17 protein-coding genes are annotated in these 16,295 nt (G+C 71.6%); 5 read left to right on the plus strand and 12 right to left on the minus strand.

Annotated features, from left to right (window positions below):
- Positions 1–49: 49 nt before the first annotated feature.
- Positions 50–1,507, minus strand: a complete 1,458-nt coding sequence (locus tag P3G67_RS27400) for a peptidoglycan D,D-transpeptidase FtsI family protein (protein WP_276095887.1) — start codon at positions 1,505–1,507, stop codon at positions 50–52.
- 81 nt (positions 1,508–1,588) lie between these two features.
- Between P3G67_RS27400 and P3G67_RS27405 the strand changes: the two genes are divergently transcribed.
- The 3 genes from P3G67_RS27405 to P3G67_RS27415 all read left to right on the plus strand — a co-directional run bounded on the left by P3G67_RS27405 (position 1,589) and on the right by P3G67_RS27415 (position 4,368).
- Positions 1,589–2,713 (plus strand): PP2C family protein-serine/threonine phosphatase, encoded by a 1,125-nt coding sequence (locus tag P3G67_RS27405; RefSeq protein ID WP_276095888.1) that lies wholly within the window; start codon positions 1,589–1,591, stop codon positions 2,711–2,713.
- A 114-nt stretch (positions 2,714–2,827) separates the two neighbouring features.
- Entirely contained in the window at positions 2,828–3,565 is a 738-nt protein-coding gene (locus P3G67_RS27410) for an ANTAR domain-containing protein (protein ID WP_276095889.1), read from the plus strand.
- 275 nt (positions 3,566–3,840) lie between these two features.
- Positions 3,841–4,368, plus strand: coding sequence for a hypothetical protein (locus tag P3G67_RS27415; RefSeq protein WP_276095890.1), 528 nt, complete (start codon positions 3,841–3,843; stop codon positions 4,366–4,368).
- A gap of 85 nt (positions 4,369–4,453) precedes the next feature.
- Here the strand turns inward: P3G67_RS27415 and P3G67_RS27420 are convergent, their stop codons facing one another.
- The 10 genes from P3G67_RS27420 to P3G67_RS27465 form a co-directional block, all read right to left on the minus strand.
- Positions 4,454–5,233, minus strand: a complete 780-nt coding sequence (locus P3G67_RS27420) for an HAD-IIA family hydrolase (protein ID WP_276095891.1) — start codon at positions 5,231–5,233, stop codon at positions 4,454–4,456.
- A gap of 78 nt (positions 5,234–5,311) precedes the next feature.
- Positions 5,312–6,382 (minus strand): 2-aminoethylphosphonate ABC transporter substrate-binding protein, encoded by a 1,071-nt coding sequence (locus P3G67_RS27425; protein ID WP_276095892.1) that lies wholly within the window; start codon positions 6,380–6,382, stop codon positions 5,312–5,314.
- A 52-nt stretch (positions 6,383–6,434) separates the two neighbouring features.
- On the minus strand, positions 6,435–7,232 hold the full coding sequence (locus P3G67_RS27430) for an ABC transporter permease (protein WP_276095893.1): 798 nt from the start codon (positions 7,230–7,232) through the stop codon (positions 6,435–6,437).
- Positions 7,219–8,088, minus strand: coding sequence for a 2-aminoethylphosphonate ABC transporter permease subunit (locus P3G67_RS27435; protein WP_276095894.1), 870 nt, complete (start codon positions 8,086–8,088; stop codon positions 7,219–7,221). The genes P3G67_RS27430 and P3G67_RS27435 overlap by 14 nt, the downstream gene beginning before the upstream one ends.
- Positions 8,081–9,127 (minus strand): ABC transporter ATP-binding protein, encoded by a 1,047-nt coding sequence (locus P3G67_RS27440; protein ID WP_269857745.1) that lies wholly within the window; start codon positions 9,125–9,127, stop codon positions 8,081–8,083. The genes P3G67_RS27435 and P3G67_RS27440 overlap by 8 nt, the downstream gene beginning before the upstream one ends.
- 1 nt (position 9,128) lies before the next feature.
- Positions 9,129–9,791, minus strand: a complete 663-nt coding sequence (locus tag P3G67_RS27445; RefSeq protein ID WP_391858363.1) for a phosphonatase-like hydrolase — start codon at positions 9,789–9,791, stop codon at positions 9,129–9,131.
- 26 nt (positions 9,792–9,817) lie between these two features.
- Positions 9,818–10,936: a TIGR03364 family FAD-dependent oxidoreductase gene (locus P3G67_RS27450; RefSeq protein WP_276095895.1), complete on the minus strand. Its 1,119-nt coding sequence runs from the start codon at positions 10,934–10,936 to the stop codon at positions 9,818–9,820.
- Positions 10,937–11,073: 137 nt separating this feature from the next.
- Positions 11,074–11,862 (minus strand): GntR family transcriptional regulator, encoded by a 789-nt coding sequence (locus tag P3G67_RS27455; protein ID WP_269857742.1) that lies wholly within the window; start codon positions 11,860–11,862, stop codon positions 11,074–11,076.
- Positions 11,863–11,905: 43 nt separating this feature from the next.
- Positions 11,906–12,217 carry a hypothetical protein gene (locus P3G67_RS27460; RefSeq protein ID WP_276095896.1) on the minus strand — a complete coding sequence of 104 codons (312 nt, stop codon included), beginning with the start codon at positions 12,215–12,217 and terminating at the stop codon, positions 11,906–11,908.
- Positions 12,218–12,374: 157 nt separating this feature from the next.
- Positions 12,375–13,526 carry an ROK family transcriptional regulator gene (locus P3G67_RS27465; RefSeq protein WP_276095897.1) on the minus strand — a complete coding sequence of 384 codons (1,152 nt, stop codon included), beginning with the start codon at positions 13,524–13,526 and terminating at the stop codon, positions 12,375–12,377.
- Between the two features lie 56 nt (positions 13,527–13,582).
- On the opposite strand from P3G67_RS27465, the gene P3G67_RS27470 reads away from it, so the two are divergent.
- Positions 13,583–14,662: a Gfo/Idh/MocA family oxidoreductase gene (locus P3G67_RS27470; RefSeq protein WP_276095898.1), complete on the plus strand. Its 1,080-nt coding sequence runs from the start codon at positions 13,583–13,585 to the stop codon at positions 14,660–14,662.
- Between the two features lie 2 nt (positions 14,663–14,664).
- Entirely contained in the window at positions 14,665–15,138 is a 474-nt protein-coding gene (locus P3G67_RS27475; RefSeq protein WP_276095899.1) for a heme-degrading domain-containing protein, read from the plus strand.
- Between the two features lie 223 nt (positions 15,139–15,361).
- On the opposite strand, the gene P3G67_RS27480 is transcribed toward P3G67_RS27475, so the two are convergent.
- Positions 15,362–16,219, minus strand: a complete 858-nt coding sequence (locus tag P3G67_RS27480) for a fumarylacetoacetate hydrolase family protein (protein WP_276095900.1) — start codon at positions 16,217–16,219, stop codon at positions 15,362–15,364.
- Positions 16,220–16,295 lie beyond the last annotated feature (76 nt).

Raw genomic sequence — 16,295 nt, forward strand, 5'->3', positions numbered from 1 at the left:
CTGTCGACACAGAAGGTTCATGTGGCGCAACGCAATCACGCCAATCGGCTCACGAGGACTTAAGCGCCGCCTGCATCATCGCCTTGGCGATGGGACCCGCCAGCCCGTTGCCGCTGATCTCGGCGCGCACCGCGTCCGGGTCGTCGACCATGACCGCGACCGCGACCTGCTTGCCGGAGCCGGCCTTGGCGTAGGAGACGAACCAGGCGTACGGGTTGCCGCTGTTGTCCACACCGTGCTGGGCGGTGCCGGTCTTGCCGCCGACCTCGACGCCGGGGATCTGCGCGTTGGTGCCGGTGCCCTTCTGGATGACGGAGACCATCGCGTCCTGCAGCTGTTGGGCGGTGTGCTCGCTGACGGGCTGGGACATCTGCTTGGGGTCGAAGTTCTGCACCGCGTTGCCGTCGCCGTCGGTGACCTTGGAGACCATGTGCGGGGCCATCAGCTTGCCGCCGTTGGCGATGGCGGACACCACCATGGCCATCTGCAACGGGGTGGCCCGCACGTCGAACTGGCCGATGCCGGTCTGCGCCAGCGAGGACTTGGGCATCTTCGTCGGGTAGACGCTCTGCGCGGCGCGCACCGGGATGTCGAGGCTGCTGCCGTCGAAACCGAACGCGTCGGCCATCGCCTTGACCTTGTCCTGGCCGAGGTCCACCGCCATCTTGGCGAAGACCGTGTTGCAGGAGTACTCCAGCGCGGTGCGTATCGAGGCGTTCTCGCAGGGCGCCGCCGCGTTCTCGTTGCCGAGCGGGCTGACCGTGCCCGGCAGGGTGTACGGGTTGGGGCTGCTGGTCGGCTGGTCGATGGAGGAGTACAGGCCGTCCTGGAGCGCGGCGGCCGCGACGACCAGCTTGAAGGTGGAGCCGGGCGGATACGTCTGACGCAGCGCCCGGTTGCTCATCGGCTGGCTCTTGTCGTCGCTGTACTGCTTCCAGGCCTGCGCGTCGGCCTTGGAACCGCCGGCGATCTTCGACGGGTCGTAGCTGGGGGTGCTGACCATGGCGAGGACGTTGCCGGTCTGCGGGTCGATGGCGACGGCGGCGCCGTTCTTGCTGCCCAGGCCGTTGTACGCGGCCTTCTGCACGGCCGGGTCGATCGTGGTGAGCACGTCGCCGGGCTTGCCGCTGTTGCCGGTGAGCACGTTGAGCAGGCTCTTGGTGCGGGAGTCGGTGCCGTTGAGCACGCTCTGGTAGATGCCTTCGAGCTGGGTCGAGCCGTAGACCTGGGACAGCCGGCCGGTGACCGCCGCGTACAGCGGGCCGCCGGTGTAGGTCCGCTTGTACTTGAAGTCAGGGCTGCTGGTCCTGGCCGACCCGGTCACGGGCCGTCCGCCCACGATGATGTCACCGAACGGGTTCGCGTACTGCGCGATCAAGTTCCGTCGGTTGTACTGGTCGTCCGCGAGTGCCTTGCCATCGACCTCCTGCACCCAGGTCACCCGCACCATGAGGGCGATGACCAGCAGGAGGGAGAAGACCGCTGTGCGCCTGATCGTCTTGTTCATCCCAGTCAAGAACGCCCACGGGACATGGATTGGTTCCAACTCGGGACGATCTCACAGGTTCGAACCCGATATGTTCTGAATGTGTGGACCCGAGCATTCCGCAAGGCCGTCGACGCGCTGGGCGCCGTCATCTCCGCCCATCAGGGCATGACGATCCCGCTCACCGCGATCGCCGCGGTGGCCGCCGCCGATCTGCTCGCCGGGCGCAACCACTTCCTGGCCCCGATGATGGTCATGGCCCCCGCGCTGGCCGTGGTGACCACCGCCTGGAAGCGCACCCTGCTGATCGGTCTGCTGGGCGGTGCGGTACAGGCCGCTCTGATGCCGTACGACGGGGTCCTCGACACCCAGGACCGGCGCATCCTCGCCGGGATGGCCATCAGCTACCTCACCGTGGTGCTGTTCAGCGCGTACGCGTCATGGTGGCGCGAGGTGCGCACCGAGCAGTACCGGGCGGTGGTCACGGTCGCGGAGGCGGCGCAGCGCGCCCTGCTGCGCCCGCCCGGGCCACGGGTCGGCGGAGTCAGTCTGGCGGTGCGGTACGCCTCCGCGGCGGACGCGGCACAGATCGGCGGCGACCTGTACGCGGTGCTGGACACCCCGCACGGAGTGCGGGCGCTGGTCGGCGACGTACGCGGCAAGGGCCTTGAGGCGGTGCAGACCTCGGCGGTGGTGATGGGCGCGTTCCGCGAGGCGGCGTACGACGAGGGCGGGCTGGCGGGGGTGGCCCGGCGGGTGGACGCCAGTGTGCGGCGGCATGTGATGGACGGGGAGTTCACCACCGCCTTGTTCCTGGAGTTCCCGGCGCAGCGCCGGGCGGCCGAGGACGCGGAGATCGAGCTGCTGCACTACGGGCACGTACCGCCGCTGCGGGTGTCGCCGGACGGGCGGGTGACCTCGCTCGATCCGCCCGAACCGTGGGTGCCGCTCGGGCTGACCGGATTCGTCCGCGGGGCGCCGGAGCCGTGGCGGGTGCCGCTCGGCGCCGACGAGGTGCTGGTGCTGTGTACCGACGGGGTCATCGAGGCGCGCGATCCACGGCACGGCGGCTTCTATCCGCTCGCCGAGCGGGTCGGCGCGCTGGTGGCGGGCGCGGCGCGCGATCTGGAGGCGGCGGTCGGCCGGCTCTACGCCGATCTGCTGGGGCATGCCGGCGGAACGCTCGGCGACGACTCCGTTCTCCTGCTGCTGGCGCGTCCGCGGTAGCGGCTCCGGGTTCCGCCGCGACCGTCGGGCTCCCACGGCGCCCGGCGCGGCTACTATTCCGGCAGAATTCCGGCGCCCTCCAGGGCCGCGCGGCAAGCGGATGTGAGTGGTGTCATGAGCACGATCCCCAGGGACCCGGCGGAACGCCCGAGGGAGCAGCGGTTAGCGGAAACGTTTGTCGAGCTTGCCGACACCCTGGTGGACGGCTTCGAGGAGACCGCGCTCCTGCGCCTGCTGGCCAGTCGGTGCCTGGAGTTCCTCGACGCGTCGGGCGCCGGGCTGCTACTGGCCGACGGCTACGGCAAGTTGCGCACCGTCGCCGTCCGCGAGGCGGCCGGACTGCTCGACCTCCAGCGGGACGGCGGCCCCGCGCTGGACTGCTTCCGCACGGCGGCGCTGGTCGGACCGGTGGACCTGGCCACGGACGGGGCACGGTGGCCGCGGTTCGCCGAACGGGCGGTCGGCCGCGGGGTGTTCGGCACCTACGCGGTGCCGCTTCGGCTACGGGAGACGGTGATCGGGGCGCTGCAACTGTTCCGTACCGAGCCGGGGGTGCCGCACGGCGATGTGGCGCTGGCCCAGGCGCTCGCGGACGCCGCCACGATCGGGATGCTGCGGCAACGGGCCCTCACCCGCAGCGAGTTGCTCGCCAGCCAGTTGCAGTCGGCGCTGGACAGCAGGGTCGCGGTGGAGCAGGCCAAGGGGATGCTCGCCGAACGGTGGGGGGTGGACATGGACGCCGCGTTCGGCGCCATGCGCCGCCATGCGCGCACCCATCGGCTGCGACTGTCCGAACTGGCCCGCCGGATAGTGGACAAATCCCTGGATTCTGAAGCTCTGCGGGACAACTGAGGCAGACCGCACGACCCCCCACCACAGCACGATTTGCGACGAATCGCGAAACCGGTCGTTCGGCCGGTACGGCCGGACGGCGGCCTTCCGTCGCGCACCCGCACCAGGCAACCGTCGCGGTACGTGCCCGTGTTTTGACTTGGCGTCAACTCGCCCTACCCGTTGGGCGTTGGCCTGTTCTAGGGTATGTGTGTGGCCCAGGACCCCGGCCACCGTGTCGCCACCGCATCCGAGCCAAGCCGCATACCCCCGACGACGCAGGACGTGGTCCAGCCATGGTGAAGGGCACTGCTTCCGCACGCCTTCCGCTGTCCGACCCCAGACGCTCGACGTTGGATGTCTGCTGTACGTTCTCGCTGGCGCGTGCCAACGGCAGTGACGCCCTCGCGGAGCGCATGACGCACGCCGCGCTCACCACCATCGGCACCCATGACGTGCCGTGCGCGCAGATCGCCGAGGCGACCGCCCTCGCCTGCCGCTACGTCCTGGACTACGGGTACGCCCGGCGATATCGCGTCACGCTCGGCATGGACGACAACCGCTGCACGGTCTCGGTCACCGACCACGGTTACGACCAGCCGCCCGACGCGCCCGCCACCGCCGCGTTGCACGCGCCCCCCTCGCACGTCACGGCGGAGCTGTGCCATGAGCTGGCCGGGCACGTGGACGGCGTGCAGGTGCATCACGCGCTGGACGGTGCGGTGCTGGTCCGCTTCCGGACGCCGCTGCCCCGGTCGGCGGACTCCCCCGAACCTCACCCGGCCGCACCGGACACCTCCCGCAGTCCAAGCGCCCAAGGGTGAGGGCCGCCGGCCGGCGGACCCGAGGGGAGCGGGCCGCCGGCCGCGCGGGCGAACGGGAGACTACGGGCAGCCAAAGTCACTCGTGTCAGACCAACTCGACCAGGTCCGCGATCGAGTTCACCACCCGGGACGGGCGGAAGGGATGACGTTCCACGTCATCGGGTTGGGTCAGGCCGGAGAGGACCAGGAAGGTCTCCATGCCCGCCTCGATGCCCGCGCGGACGTCCGTGTCCATGCGGTCGCCGATCATGGCGGAGGTCTCGGAGTGGGCGCCGATGGCGTTCAGGCCCGCGCGCATCATCAGGGGGTTGGGCTTGCCGACGAAGTACGGTTCCTTGCCGGTGGCCTTGGTGATCAGGGCGGCGACCGAGCCGGTGGCGGGCAGCGCGCCCTCGGCGGAGGGCCCGACCTCGTCGGGGTTGGTGGCGATGAAGCGGGCGCCCGCGTCGATCAGGCGGATGGCCTTGGTGAGCGCCTCGAAGCTGTAGGTGCGGGTCTCCCCCAGCACCACGTAGTCCGGCTCGGCGTCGGACAGGATGTAGCCGATGTCGTGCAGTGCCGTGGTCAGCCCCGCCTCGCCGATCACGTAGGCGGTGCCGCAGGGCCGCTGGTCGTCGAGGAACTTGGCGGTGGCCAGCGCCGAGGTCCAGATGTTCTCCACCGGCACCAGCAGGCCCATCCGGGACAGCCGGGCGTGCAGGTCGCGCGGGGTGTAGATGGAGTTGTTGGTCAGCACCAGGAACGGCTTGCCGGACTCCCGCAGCCGTTTGATGAACTCGTCCGCCCCGGCGACCGGGATGCCCTCGTGGATGAGCACGCCGTCCATGTCGGTGAGCCAGGATTCGATCGGCTTGCGCTCTGCCACGGGGACGACTCCTTCACGGATGGAACGGCTCGGGATCGGGGCGGCGCCTCGAACACGCTGCCCCGGTCCCCTCCGAGCCTAGCTGCCGGTGGCGGCCTGCCAGGCGCTGACGTAGCTGTCCAACTGGCTGTTCACCTGGTTCCAGTCCGGCTGGAAGACCTGGACGCCCGACATGATCTGCTTGAGCGCATCGGCGTTCTTGTCCGTTGCGTCCACATCGGTGCGCGACGAGAAGCCACCGCCGATCGAGGAGACCTCCTGCTGGACCTGCTTGGACAGCAGGAAGTCCAGGAACTTCTTGGCGTTCTCGCTGTGCGGCGCGTTCTTCACCAGGCCCGCCGCGTACGGCAGGGCGAAGGTGCTCGGCTGGCCGCCGTCGTTCCCGGCCGGGAAGAAGATGCCCTGGTTGGGCATGGACTTCATGTCGGCGAAGTTCATCTGCACGTCACCGTTGGCGACCAGCAGCTCGCCCTTGTCGACCTTGGACGCCAGCGCGCCGGTGGACTTCGACGGGCCGACGTTGTTGGCCTGGAGCTTCTTCAGGAACGCCATGGCCGCCGGCTGGCCTCGGAAGTCGTGGAGCGCCTTGACCAGCACGGCCGTACCGTCACCCGCGACACCCGGCGTGGAGTACTGGAGCTTGCCCTTGAACTTGGCGTCCAGCAGGTCGTTCCAGGTCTTCGGGGGCTGCGGCAGCTGCTTCTTGTCGTAGATGAAGCACAGGTAGTTGTTGACGATGGAGGTCCACTCGCCGTTCGCGTCCTTGTCGATGTCCGAGACGTGGTCGGAACCCGCCGGAGCGTACTTGGCCAACAGCCCCTTCTGCTCGGCCTGTTGGATGAACGGCGGCAGCGTGACCACCACGTCCGCCTGGGTGTTGGAGCGCTCGCGGATCAGGCGCTGCACCATCTCCCCGGAGCCGCCCTCGACGTAGTTGACCTTGATGCCGGTCTGGGACTGGAAGTCCTTGAAGACCTTGTCGTAGAAGCCGTCCCCGGTCTCGGACTTCAGTCCGTCGGCGCTGTAGACGGTGATCTGCTGCCCGCCGCCGGACGAGGACCCGGCGCAGCCGGTGAGGGAGGCGCCGAGGGTGAGCACGGCGACGGCGGCGGTGACGCTTCTGACGGAGAAGGCGGACGTGGCGGACATGGGGAACTCCTTTGGGGGTCTGGGGGCTTGCCCCCGGTGAACCCACCCACCGCTACCGGTAGGTGGCTTTGGTGCGGATGCGGGAGACCGCGAGGAGGACGGCCAGCGTCGCGGCCATGAGAACCACCGCCAGCGCCGCCCCTGAGAAGAGGGCGCCGCGGTCGGTGGCGCCGAAGACACTCACCGGAAGCGGCACCCAGTTCGGCGGATAGAGCATCATCGTGGCGCTCAACTCGCCCATGGACAGGGCGAAGCACAGTGCGGCGGCGGCGGTCAGCGACGGCAGCAGCAGCGGCAGCTTCACCCGCCACAGCACGTAGGACGGCCGCGCGCCAAGACTCGCCGCGCTCTGCTCGTACGCCGGGTCGAGGCGGGCGAGGGCGGCGCCGACCGACTGGTAGGCGAAGGCCGTCACCAGCACCGTGTGCGCCACGATCACGATGGCCGGGGTGCCGTTGAGCAGCAGCGGCGGCTTGGAGAACGCCACCAGCAGGGACAGCCCGACCACCACCGACGGCACCGCGACCGGCAGCATGAACAGCGCGTCCATCACCCGCCGTCCGCGCCGCCGCAGCGCCTGCGCGGCGAGCGCCGCCCAGGTACCGGCGGCCAGCGCGGCCAGGCTGGCCACCAGCGCGGTGACCAGGCTGGTGAGCAGCGCGTGCGGGGAGTCGCCGTGGGCGATCTCCTGGTAGTGGCCGAGCGTCATCCCGGAGGGGAAGGCACCGCTCCAGCTGCTGGCGAAGGACGCCACCAGGATGACCAGGAACGGCAGCGCGAACACCGGCAGGAACAGGGCGAAGAACACGGTCCACACGGCCCATCGGCCGCCTCGGCTATGCACCAGCACGACGGGCACCTCCAGTGCCACGGGCCAGGACCACCCGGTACAGGCCGTAGAGCGCCACCGACAGCGCGATGTTGACCACCGCGACCACACACGCCCCCGGGTAGTCGCCGTCCAGGATCGCCTTGCTGTAGACGAGCATCGGCAGCGTGGTGACGCCCTTGGCGCCGGTGAACAGGATGATTCCGAACTCGTTGAGGCACATCACCAGCACCAGGGAGCCGCCCGCGGCCAGTGCCGGCAGTGCCTCCGGCCAGATCACCTGCCGTACGATGCGCGGCGCCCGGGCGCCCAGCGAGGCCGCCGCCTCGATCTGGGCGGTGTCCAGTTGTGAGAAGGCGGCCAGCAGTGGCCGCATCACGAACGGCGTGAAGTAGGTGACCTCGGCGAGCAGCACGCCCCACGGGGTGTGCAGGAAGTCCAGCGGCCCCTGCGCGGCGCCGGTGGCGTCGGTCCAGATGCCGTTGACGATGCCGACCGTCCCGTAGAGGAACAGCAGCGCCAGCGTGATCAGGAAGGACGGGAAGGCCAGGAAGATGTCGATGAACCGGCTGAGCACCCGGCCGCCGGGGAACGGCACGAAGGCGATCACCAGGGCCAGGACGAAGCCCAGCACCAGGCAGCCGAGCGTCGAACCGGCCGCGATCCACACGGTGTTGAGCAGCGCGGTGCGGAATCCGGCGGAGGACAGCACCGTGCCGTACCCCGACAGGTCGTGGCCGCCGCTGTCCGGCGAGACCGACTGCCACACCACCAGGGTCATCGGATAGAGGAAGACCAGTCCGAGCCCGGCCAGCGGCGGCACCGCCCACAGCCAGCGGGGAACCCGCCGCGGGGCGGCGAGGGCGAGGCTAGCCATCGGCCACCCCCGCCGCCAGCAGCACCGCGTCCTCGGCCGCGAAGTGCACGGACACCGGCTCGCCGAGCGCGGGCGGGGTGCGCAACTCCCTTACGTCCGCCTTGATCTGGTGGCCGTCCACGTCCACCAGCACCCGGTGGGTGGCGCCCCGCCACTGCACCTCGGCGACCGTGCCGCGCAGCGCGTTGGGCCCCTCCCCCAGGCCGACCAGGTGCGGCCGTACACACAGCGTCGCGGTCGCGCCCGGCGCCACACCGTCCACCGGAACCTTCAGTTCCGTGGCGCCGAAGCGAACCGCGCCACCGTCCACCGTGACCGGCAGCAGATTGGCGTTGCCGACGAAGGAGGCGGTGAACTCGGTGCGCGGCCTGCGGTAGAGGTCCTGCGGGGTGCCGCAGTCCCGCAGCCGCGCCCGGTCCATGACCGCGATCCGGTCGGCGAGGGTCAGCGCCTCGATCTGGTCGTGGGTGACATAGAGGATGGAGACATCCGGCAACTCTCGGTGCAACCTGGCGAGTTCGGCGAGCATCCCGGAGCGCAGCTGCGCGTCCAGCGCGGACAGCGGTTCGTCCAGCAGCAGCACCTCGGGCCGGATGGCCAGCGCGCGGGCGATCGCCACCCGCTGCTGCTGGCCGCCGGACAGCTCCCGCGGATACCGGCGGGCGTAGCCCTCCATGCCGGTCATCCGCAGCGCCTCGGTGACGCGCTCCGTGATCCGTGCGCGAGGCACCTTCCGCGCCTTCAGGCCGAAGGCGACGTTCTGTTCCACCCGCAGGTGCGGAAAGAGCGCGTACTGCTGGACCACCATGCCGATGCCGCGCCGGTACGGGGGCAGCGCGGTGACATCGCGGCCACCGATCAGCACCCGCCCGGACGCCGGGGTGACGAACCCGGCGACGGCCCGCAGCGCGGTGGTCTTGCCCGACCCCGAGGGGCCGAGCAGTGCCATGACTTCGCCGGGTTCCACGGTCAGGTCGAGGGAGTCAAGGACGGTGTTGTCCCCGTACCGGACGGTGACCGAGTCGAACCGGATGCCCATCTCAGAACTCCCGTACCAGCGCGGGCAGTTCGGCGACCGACCCGATGACGTGCGTGGCACCGGCGGCGGCCAGCCGCGGCTCGTCGTGCGCACCGGTGAGCACGCCTGCCACGATCCCGGCGCCGGAGCGGACGCCGGTGAGCATGTCGTACGAGGTGTCCCCGGCGACCGCGATACGCCGTACGTCGTCGGTGCCGGTGCGCAGCAGCGCGGTGAGCACCATGTCCGGGTACGGGCGTCCGCGGCCGGCGTCCGCCGGGCAGAGGGTGAGGTCGGCGATGTCCCGCCAGCCGAGGGCGTCCAGGATGGCGTCCTGGGTGACCCGGGCGAACCCGGTGGTCAGCACGACCTTGCGGCCCTCGGCGCGCAGTTCGGCGATGGCCTCGGCCGCGCCGGGCAGCGCGGTGACCCTGCCGCCGTCGACCAGTTCGCCGTAGGCCCGCTCGAACTCGGTGTTGGCGCGCTGGGCGAAGTCCTCGTCACCGAACAGGGCGCGGAAGACGGAGATCTTCGACTCGCCCATGGTGGCCCGGACGTACTCCAGGTCCGGCTCCACGCCCAGCCGTTCGGCGGCCCGAGTGAAGGCCTGCTCGACCAGGCCGCCGTCGGCGACGGTGGTACCCGCCATGTCCAGGACGATCAGTTTGATATCGCGTTCCGGCATTTCCGTCATTTTCCTTACCAACTTCCTTACCAGCCCAGCTCGTTCGCGGTCGCCTCGCCGATCGCGGGCGAGCAGGTCATGCCGCGCCCGCCGGGGCCGGTGACCAGCCAGACCCCGTCCGCCACCTGCTCGCGGTACACCACCCGCGCGGTGTCCACGCACTGCGCGTACACCCCCGCCCAGCGGTGCCGGATGCGCGGCAACGGGCGGCCGAGCAGCGCCTCGGCGACGTCGCTCAGGTGCTCGTACGGCTCCTCGACCACGTCGAAGCCGAACGGTTCGGCGTACTCGTGGGTGTCCCCGATGGTCAGTCCGCCGTCCAGGCGCTGCACCATGAGCAGTTGCATCCGGTGCTCGGCGGCGGTGTCCGCCTGCGGCTGCCCGTCGTTCAGCGCGTCCAGCGCGCCGCCCGCGTACGCCGGGTAGTAGCGGAAGCTGTCCGCGTCGGCGACCGAGGTGGTGAGCGGTTCGCCCAGCGGATCGGTCTGCATCATCTGCAACCGCACCTTGCGGACCGGGAGTTCGGGGGCCAGCTCCCGCACCAGACCGGACAGCCAGGCGCCGGTGCACAGTACGACGGCGTCGGCGTGGTGGGCCTGGCCGTGGTCGTCGACGACCTTCTCGGGGCCGACCTCGCGGACCTCCCGGCCGCCCAGGAAGGTGTAGCGGCCGGAGGCGGTGAGGTGTTCGCGCAGCGCGCGCTGGGTGAGCCGGGGCTCCACCGCGGCGTCCCGCTCGCACCACAGGGCGCCGAGCAGTTCGCCGCGCAGCGCCGGGTTGAGCGCCCGGGTCTCGGCGGCGTCCAGCCACTTCAGGCCGCGCACGTCCGCGTCGGAGCGGGACAGCACCTCGTCGGCCACGGCGCGTTCGGCCTCGGTGCGCACGGCGGTCAGCGAGCCGTTGGGCCGGAAGCCGACGCCGGGTACCCGGGCGCCGATCTCCTGCCACAGTTCGCGCGCCCGCAGCGCGGTCTCCAGCTCCGCTCCGGTTGCCCGGCCGCCGACCCAGACGAGCCCGAAGTTGCGCACCGAGGCACCGCGCGCGTCGCGCTCCCGCTCGATGTGGACGACTTCGTGCCCGCGGGCGACCGCGTGCCAGGCGTGCATGGTGCCGAGTGCCCCGGCGCCGACGATGACGACTCTCATGCCCCGGAGCCTGTGTGCCGGGGCTTGAGCGGTCGCGTCCGAGTGATGAATCGACGATGAACAGCCCATCACGTTTGGGCTAGACCCGTTATCTATTCGTGACATGGCCGTACGCTACCAAGCGCACGGCGGGGACGTCAGGCCCCGGTCAGATGTGTGGTGAAACTGAAACGGTCGCCGCGGTAGAGGGAGCGCACGCGCTCCACCGGGCGGCCGTCGGTGTCCCGGGAGACCCGGTTGAGCAGCAGCATCGGCAGCGCGGGCGGGGTGCCGATGAGCAGCGCCTCGCGCGGGGTGGCCAGCACCGTCTCGATCCGCTCCTCCGCGGCGGCGAACCGCACGCCGAGCTGGTCGCGCAGGAACGCGTAGAACGACGAGTCGGGGTCGAAGTCCCGTTCCAGGTACGGGAACCGGTCCACCGAGACATACGTGCTCTCCAGGCCCACCCGCTCGTCGTCGGCGAGCAGCACCCGTTCCAGATGCCACACCGGATCGTTGGCGCCGATGTCCAGTTGTTCCGCGAGCTGCGCACCGGCGGGCACCCGGTCCAGCCCGATCAGGCTGCGGCCGGGCACCTTGCCCTGGCGGCGCACCCCCTCGGTGTACGAGACCAGGGAGAGCGGCTGCTCCAGCTTGGGTCCGGCCGCCACCGTGCCGCGCCCCTTGCGCCGCACCCGGCCCTGGATCAGCAGTTCCCGCACGGCCTGCCGCACGGTTTCCCTGGCCACCCCGAAACGCGCGGCGAGGTCGCGCTCGGTGGGCAGGGCGCCGCCCTCGCCCAGTTCGTCCAGCAACGACTCCAACTGGGTCTTCACTGCGTAGTACTTAGGGATGCGGCCGTGCTCGGGGATCCCGGACCGTACGGGTGCGCCGGGGGTGCCGCCGCTCGGGGCGTCGCTGCCTTGGGTGTCGCGCGGGTCGTTCACGCCGCGATCCTCGCAGAGCGGTGGAGGCGCCACGACCAGGGGTTCAGAACCTGCCGCGCCAGGGGACGGTACGGCGCGCCCCCGCCATCAGGGCGGCGCCGACCAGCAGCATCGGAAAGACCGTGGAACCGCTGTCGTGGCCCCGGGAGGCGCGGCGCAGTCCGGTCAACTTCCGTTGCCGGTCGGCCAGTAAGGCCGTGGGACGGGCCTCGCGGCAGTCCGGGCTGCCGCAGGCGGGTGGCGCCGGATCGGGATCCTGCGGGGCCGCCGCCGCGAGGGTGGGCCCGAGCAGTGGAACGATCGTGGCGGCGGAGATGACAAGGGCGCCGCGAAGCGGCGCACTGCCCAGGTGCATGGGTCGGACCTTCGCTGTCTGTCTCGCCGGTACGGGATCACCGTGCCGGGTCTGGTGCGGGGCGGCCTTGGTGTTTCCATCAGACCCGGCGCCGCCCGCTCGCCCGGCGGCGGCCCGCCGTCGCGCGGCCCGGTATGCGCCCGGACGGCGCAGCGGGTCAGCCGAGTGCCTCGCGGCCGAAGACCGGGGCCAGCACCAGCCGGGCCGCGCCGTCGGCGACGGTCGGCCGGTCGGCGGGGGCGACGGTGACCGGGACCGGGTGGGCTGACTGCTCGGCGAGCACGGCGGCGACGCCCGCGGCGAAGGTCTCGCGGGCGGCGAGCACCGCACGGCCGCCCAGTACGACCCGGTCGATGTCGAGCAGCGCGACCAGGTTGGCGGCGCCCACACCGAGCAGACGCGCCGCCGTCACGGTGTCGGCGCGGTTCAGTGCCGCCAGGCATAGGGCCTCCAGGCAACCCCGCTTGCCGCACCCGCAGGGCGGCCCGTCCAACCGCACCACCTGGTGCCCGAACTCCCCGGCCCCGGTGCGTGGCCCCCGGTAGACGGCACCGTCCAGCACGAGTCCGGCGCCCAGGCCGGTGCCCAGGTGGAGATAGGCGAACGAGCCTGCGGGGTCGGCGAGTTGGGAGGGCGCCGCGTCCGCGCCCTCGGCGGGGCGGCTCTCCGGCGGGGCGTCGCGAAGCCCCAGTACGGCCAGCGCAGCCGCGTTGGTGTCCTTGTCCACGGTGACCGGCAGGCCGAGCCGGTCGGCGAGCGCGTCCCCCAGCGGGAAGCCGTCCCAGTGCGGGAAGCGGGTGACCCGGCGCAGCACACCGGACCGGTGGTCGAGCGGGCCGGGGACGGCGGCCCCGGCCCCCAGCACCGCCCGGCGGTCGACCCCGGTGAGCAGTTCCCGGACCCGCGCGGCGACCGCGTCCAGCACCGCCGCCGGATCCGCGCCGAGGTCGAACGGCGCGGTGCGTACCGCCACCCGCTCTCCGGTCAGGTCGACCAGTACCGCCGTCATCTCGTCCCGGTCCAGGTGCAGCCCGATCGCGTACCGCGCGCTGGGCACCAGCCGCAGCAGGGTGCGTGGCTTGCCGCCGGTGGAGGCGCGGCGGCCCGCCTCCGTCGCCATGCCCTCGGCGCGCAGACGCGCCACGATCTTGCTGACCGCCTGCGGGGTGAGGCCGGTGCGCTCTGCCAGCTCCAGGCGGCTGATCCCGGCGCCGCCGCCCGCGGTGGCGGAACGCAGCAGGTCCAGCACGAGTGCGGCGTTGTGGCCGCGCAGTACGGGCAGGTTGGCCCCGCAGTTACCCCTGTTCACGCTCCCATTGTCGCTGACGCTTGCACTTTCGCAACAGCGTTGCTTTAGTGGTCGGCATGGCTGTGAACTCTCCGCTCCGCGTCGGCCTCATCGGCTACGGCCTGGCCGGTTCCGTCTTCCACGCACCGCTGATCGCCGCCACCGAGGGCCTGCTGCTGGACACCGTGGTCACCTCGAACCCCGAGCGGCAGGCGCAGGCCAAGGCCGAGCATCCGCAGGTACGCACGGTGGCCTCGGCCGAGGAGCTGTGGAGCCGTGCGGACCAGCTGGACCTGGTCGTCATCGCGTCCCCGAACCGCACCCACGTCCCGCTGGCGACCGACGCGCTGCGGGCCGGGCTGCCCGTCGTGGTGGACAAGCCGGTGGCCGGTACCGCTGCGCAGGCCGCGGCGCTCGCCGACCTCGCCGAGGAACGCGGCCTGCTGCTCTCGGTGTTCCAGAACCGCCGCTGGGACGGCGACTTCCGCACCGTGCGCCACCTCATCGACACCGGTGAGCTCGGCGAGGTGCGCCGCTTCGAGTCACGCTTCGAGCGGTGGCGCCCGCGCCCCAAGGGCGGCTGGCGCGAGTCCGGCGACCCGGCGGAGTTCGGCGGGCTGCTGTACGACCTGGGCAGCCATCTGGTGGACCAGGCGCTCACCCTCTTCGGGCCGGTGCGCACCGTGTTCGCCGAGTCCGACGTACGGCGCCCGGAAGCCGAGGCGGACGACGACACGTTCATCGCCCTGGAGCATGTGAACGGCGTCCGCTCCCATCTGTGGGCGAGCGCGGTGGCCCCGCAACTCGGGCCGCGCTTCCGGGTGTCGGGGTCGGTCGCGGGCTATGTGAAGTACGGGCTCGATCCCCAGGAGGCGGCGCTGCGGGAGGGCCTGCGGCCCGGATCGGGCTGGGGTACGGAGCCGCAGGAGGCATGGGGTCGGCTCGGTGCCGGTGAGTCGCCGCTGACCGGCGGGGGCGCCGCGGTGCCGACGCTGCCCGGGGACTACCCCGCCTACTACGCGGCGATCGCGGCCGCTCTGCGCGACGGCACCGCGCCACCGGTGACCGCACGTGAGGCGGTGGCCGCGCTGACGGTACTCGAGGCGGCGCGGGCGTCGGCGGCGGAGCGGCGCACGGTCGAGCTGGCGGGGCGGTGACGATGGAGCGACAGGAGGCGCTGGCACTGGTGCCGGTGCTGGAGGAGCAGGAACAACGGCTCACCCTGGGGCAGTTCACGCATGACGACGCCTGGCGGCTGGGCGGGCTGCTGCGGGAACTGGCCGTGGAGCGCCGGGCGCCGGTGGCGATCACCGTGCTGCGCGGGCCGCAGCGACTCTTCCACTGCGCGCTGCCCGGCTCGTCCGCGGACAACGACGAGTGGCTGGCGCGCAAGTGCCGGGTGGTGGAGCGGTACGCGGAAAGCTCCTACCTGGTCGGAACGCGGTTCCGCGCCAAGGGCACCACGTTCGAGGAGTCCGCCCGCCTGGACCCCTCCCGCTACGCGGCACACGGCGGCGCGTTTCCCCTGCGGGTACGGGGCGTCGGCGTCATCGGCGCGGCCGCCGTCTCCGGCCTGCGGCAGGCCGACGACCACGCTCTGGTGGCCACCGCGCTGGAGCGCTTCGTCACCTGAACGGGACGGCTCTCGTCCGGGGTTGCGCTCGGTTCGGCGCCGTCCCGGCGGGGCCTTTCCCTCGCAAACCTCCGATGCCACCGAGGAGTTGACGGTTCGGTCCGGACCGCCGGGCGCTTGCCCCGGCGGTCCGGACCGCCGAAGCGGCGAGCGATCCAGGCGGTGCGGACCGGCGGTGCCGAACCCATCGCACCCCGACGGCGGAATCCCGCCGGAAGGGCCCTTACGCGTTCTTCAGGACCTGGCGCTGGCGGCCCAGCCCGGTGATTTCCAGTTCGACCACGTCGCCCGCTCGAAGGTACGGCTTGGGATCCGGTTGGCCGAGGGCCACGCCCGCCGGGGTGCCGGTGTTGATGATGTCGCCGGGGTAGAGGGTCATGAAGCGGCTGAGGTACCGCACGACATGGGCGACCGGGAAGATCTGGTCCGCCGTCGAACCGTCCTGCCGCAGCTCGCCGTTGACCCACAACCGCAGCGCCAGATCCTGCGGGTCGGCGATCTCGTCGGCGGTGACCAGCCAGGGGCCGAGCGGGTTGAACGTCTCGCAGTTCTTGCCCTTGTCCCACTGGCCGCCGCGCTCGATCTGGAACTCGCGCTCTGACACGTCGTGCGCGATCGTGTACCCGGCGACGGCCGCCAACGCCTCCGCGTCGGTCTCCAGCCAGCGCGCGGTGCGGCCGATGACGACCGCCAACTCGACCTCCCAGTCGGTCTTCACGCTGCCCTTGGGGATGAGCACGGTGTCCTGCGGACCCACCACCGTGTCCGGCGCCTTCATGAACACCACCGGCTCGGCCGGGACCTCCGCCCCCGTCTCGGCAGCGTGGTCGTGGTAGTTGAGCCCGATGCAGACGATCTTGCCGATCCGGCCGAGCGGCGGGCCGACCCGCTGCTCCGGCCGGTCGAGGACGGGCAGCGCACCGCCCCGCGCGGCACGGCGTACGCCCGCCAGCGCGGACTCGTCGGCGAGCAGCGCACCGTCGATGTCGGGTACCAGACCCGAAAGATCACGCAGGTTCCCGTCGCCGTCCAGCAACGCCGGACGCTCCGCTCCCGCCGGTCCGACACGCAGCAGCTTCATTCAAAGTCTCCCGTGGTCGAGGATGAACACGCTGTGCCGCAGGGCTGGCGGCCCTGCGGCACCACGCAACCGACGA

Origin of the sequence: Streptomyces silvisoli, from assembly GCF_029269905.1 — a bacterium.
In the GTDB taxonomy this organism is placed as follows: Bacteria; Actinomycetota; Actinomycetes; order Streptomycetales; family Streptomycetaceae; genus Streptantibioticus_A; species Streptantibioticus_A silvisoli_A.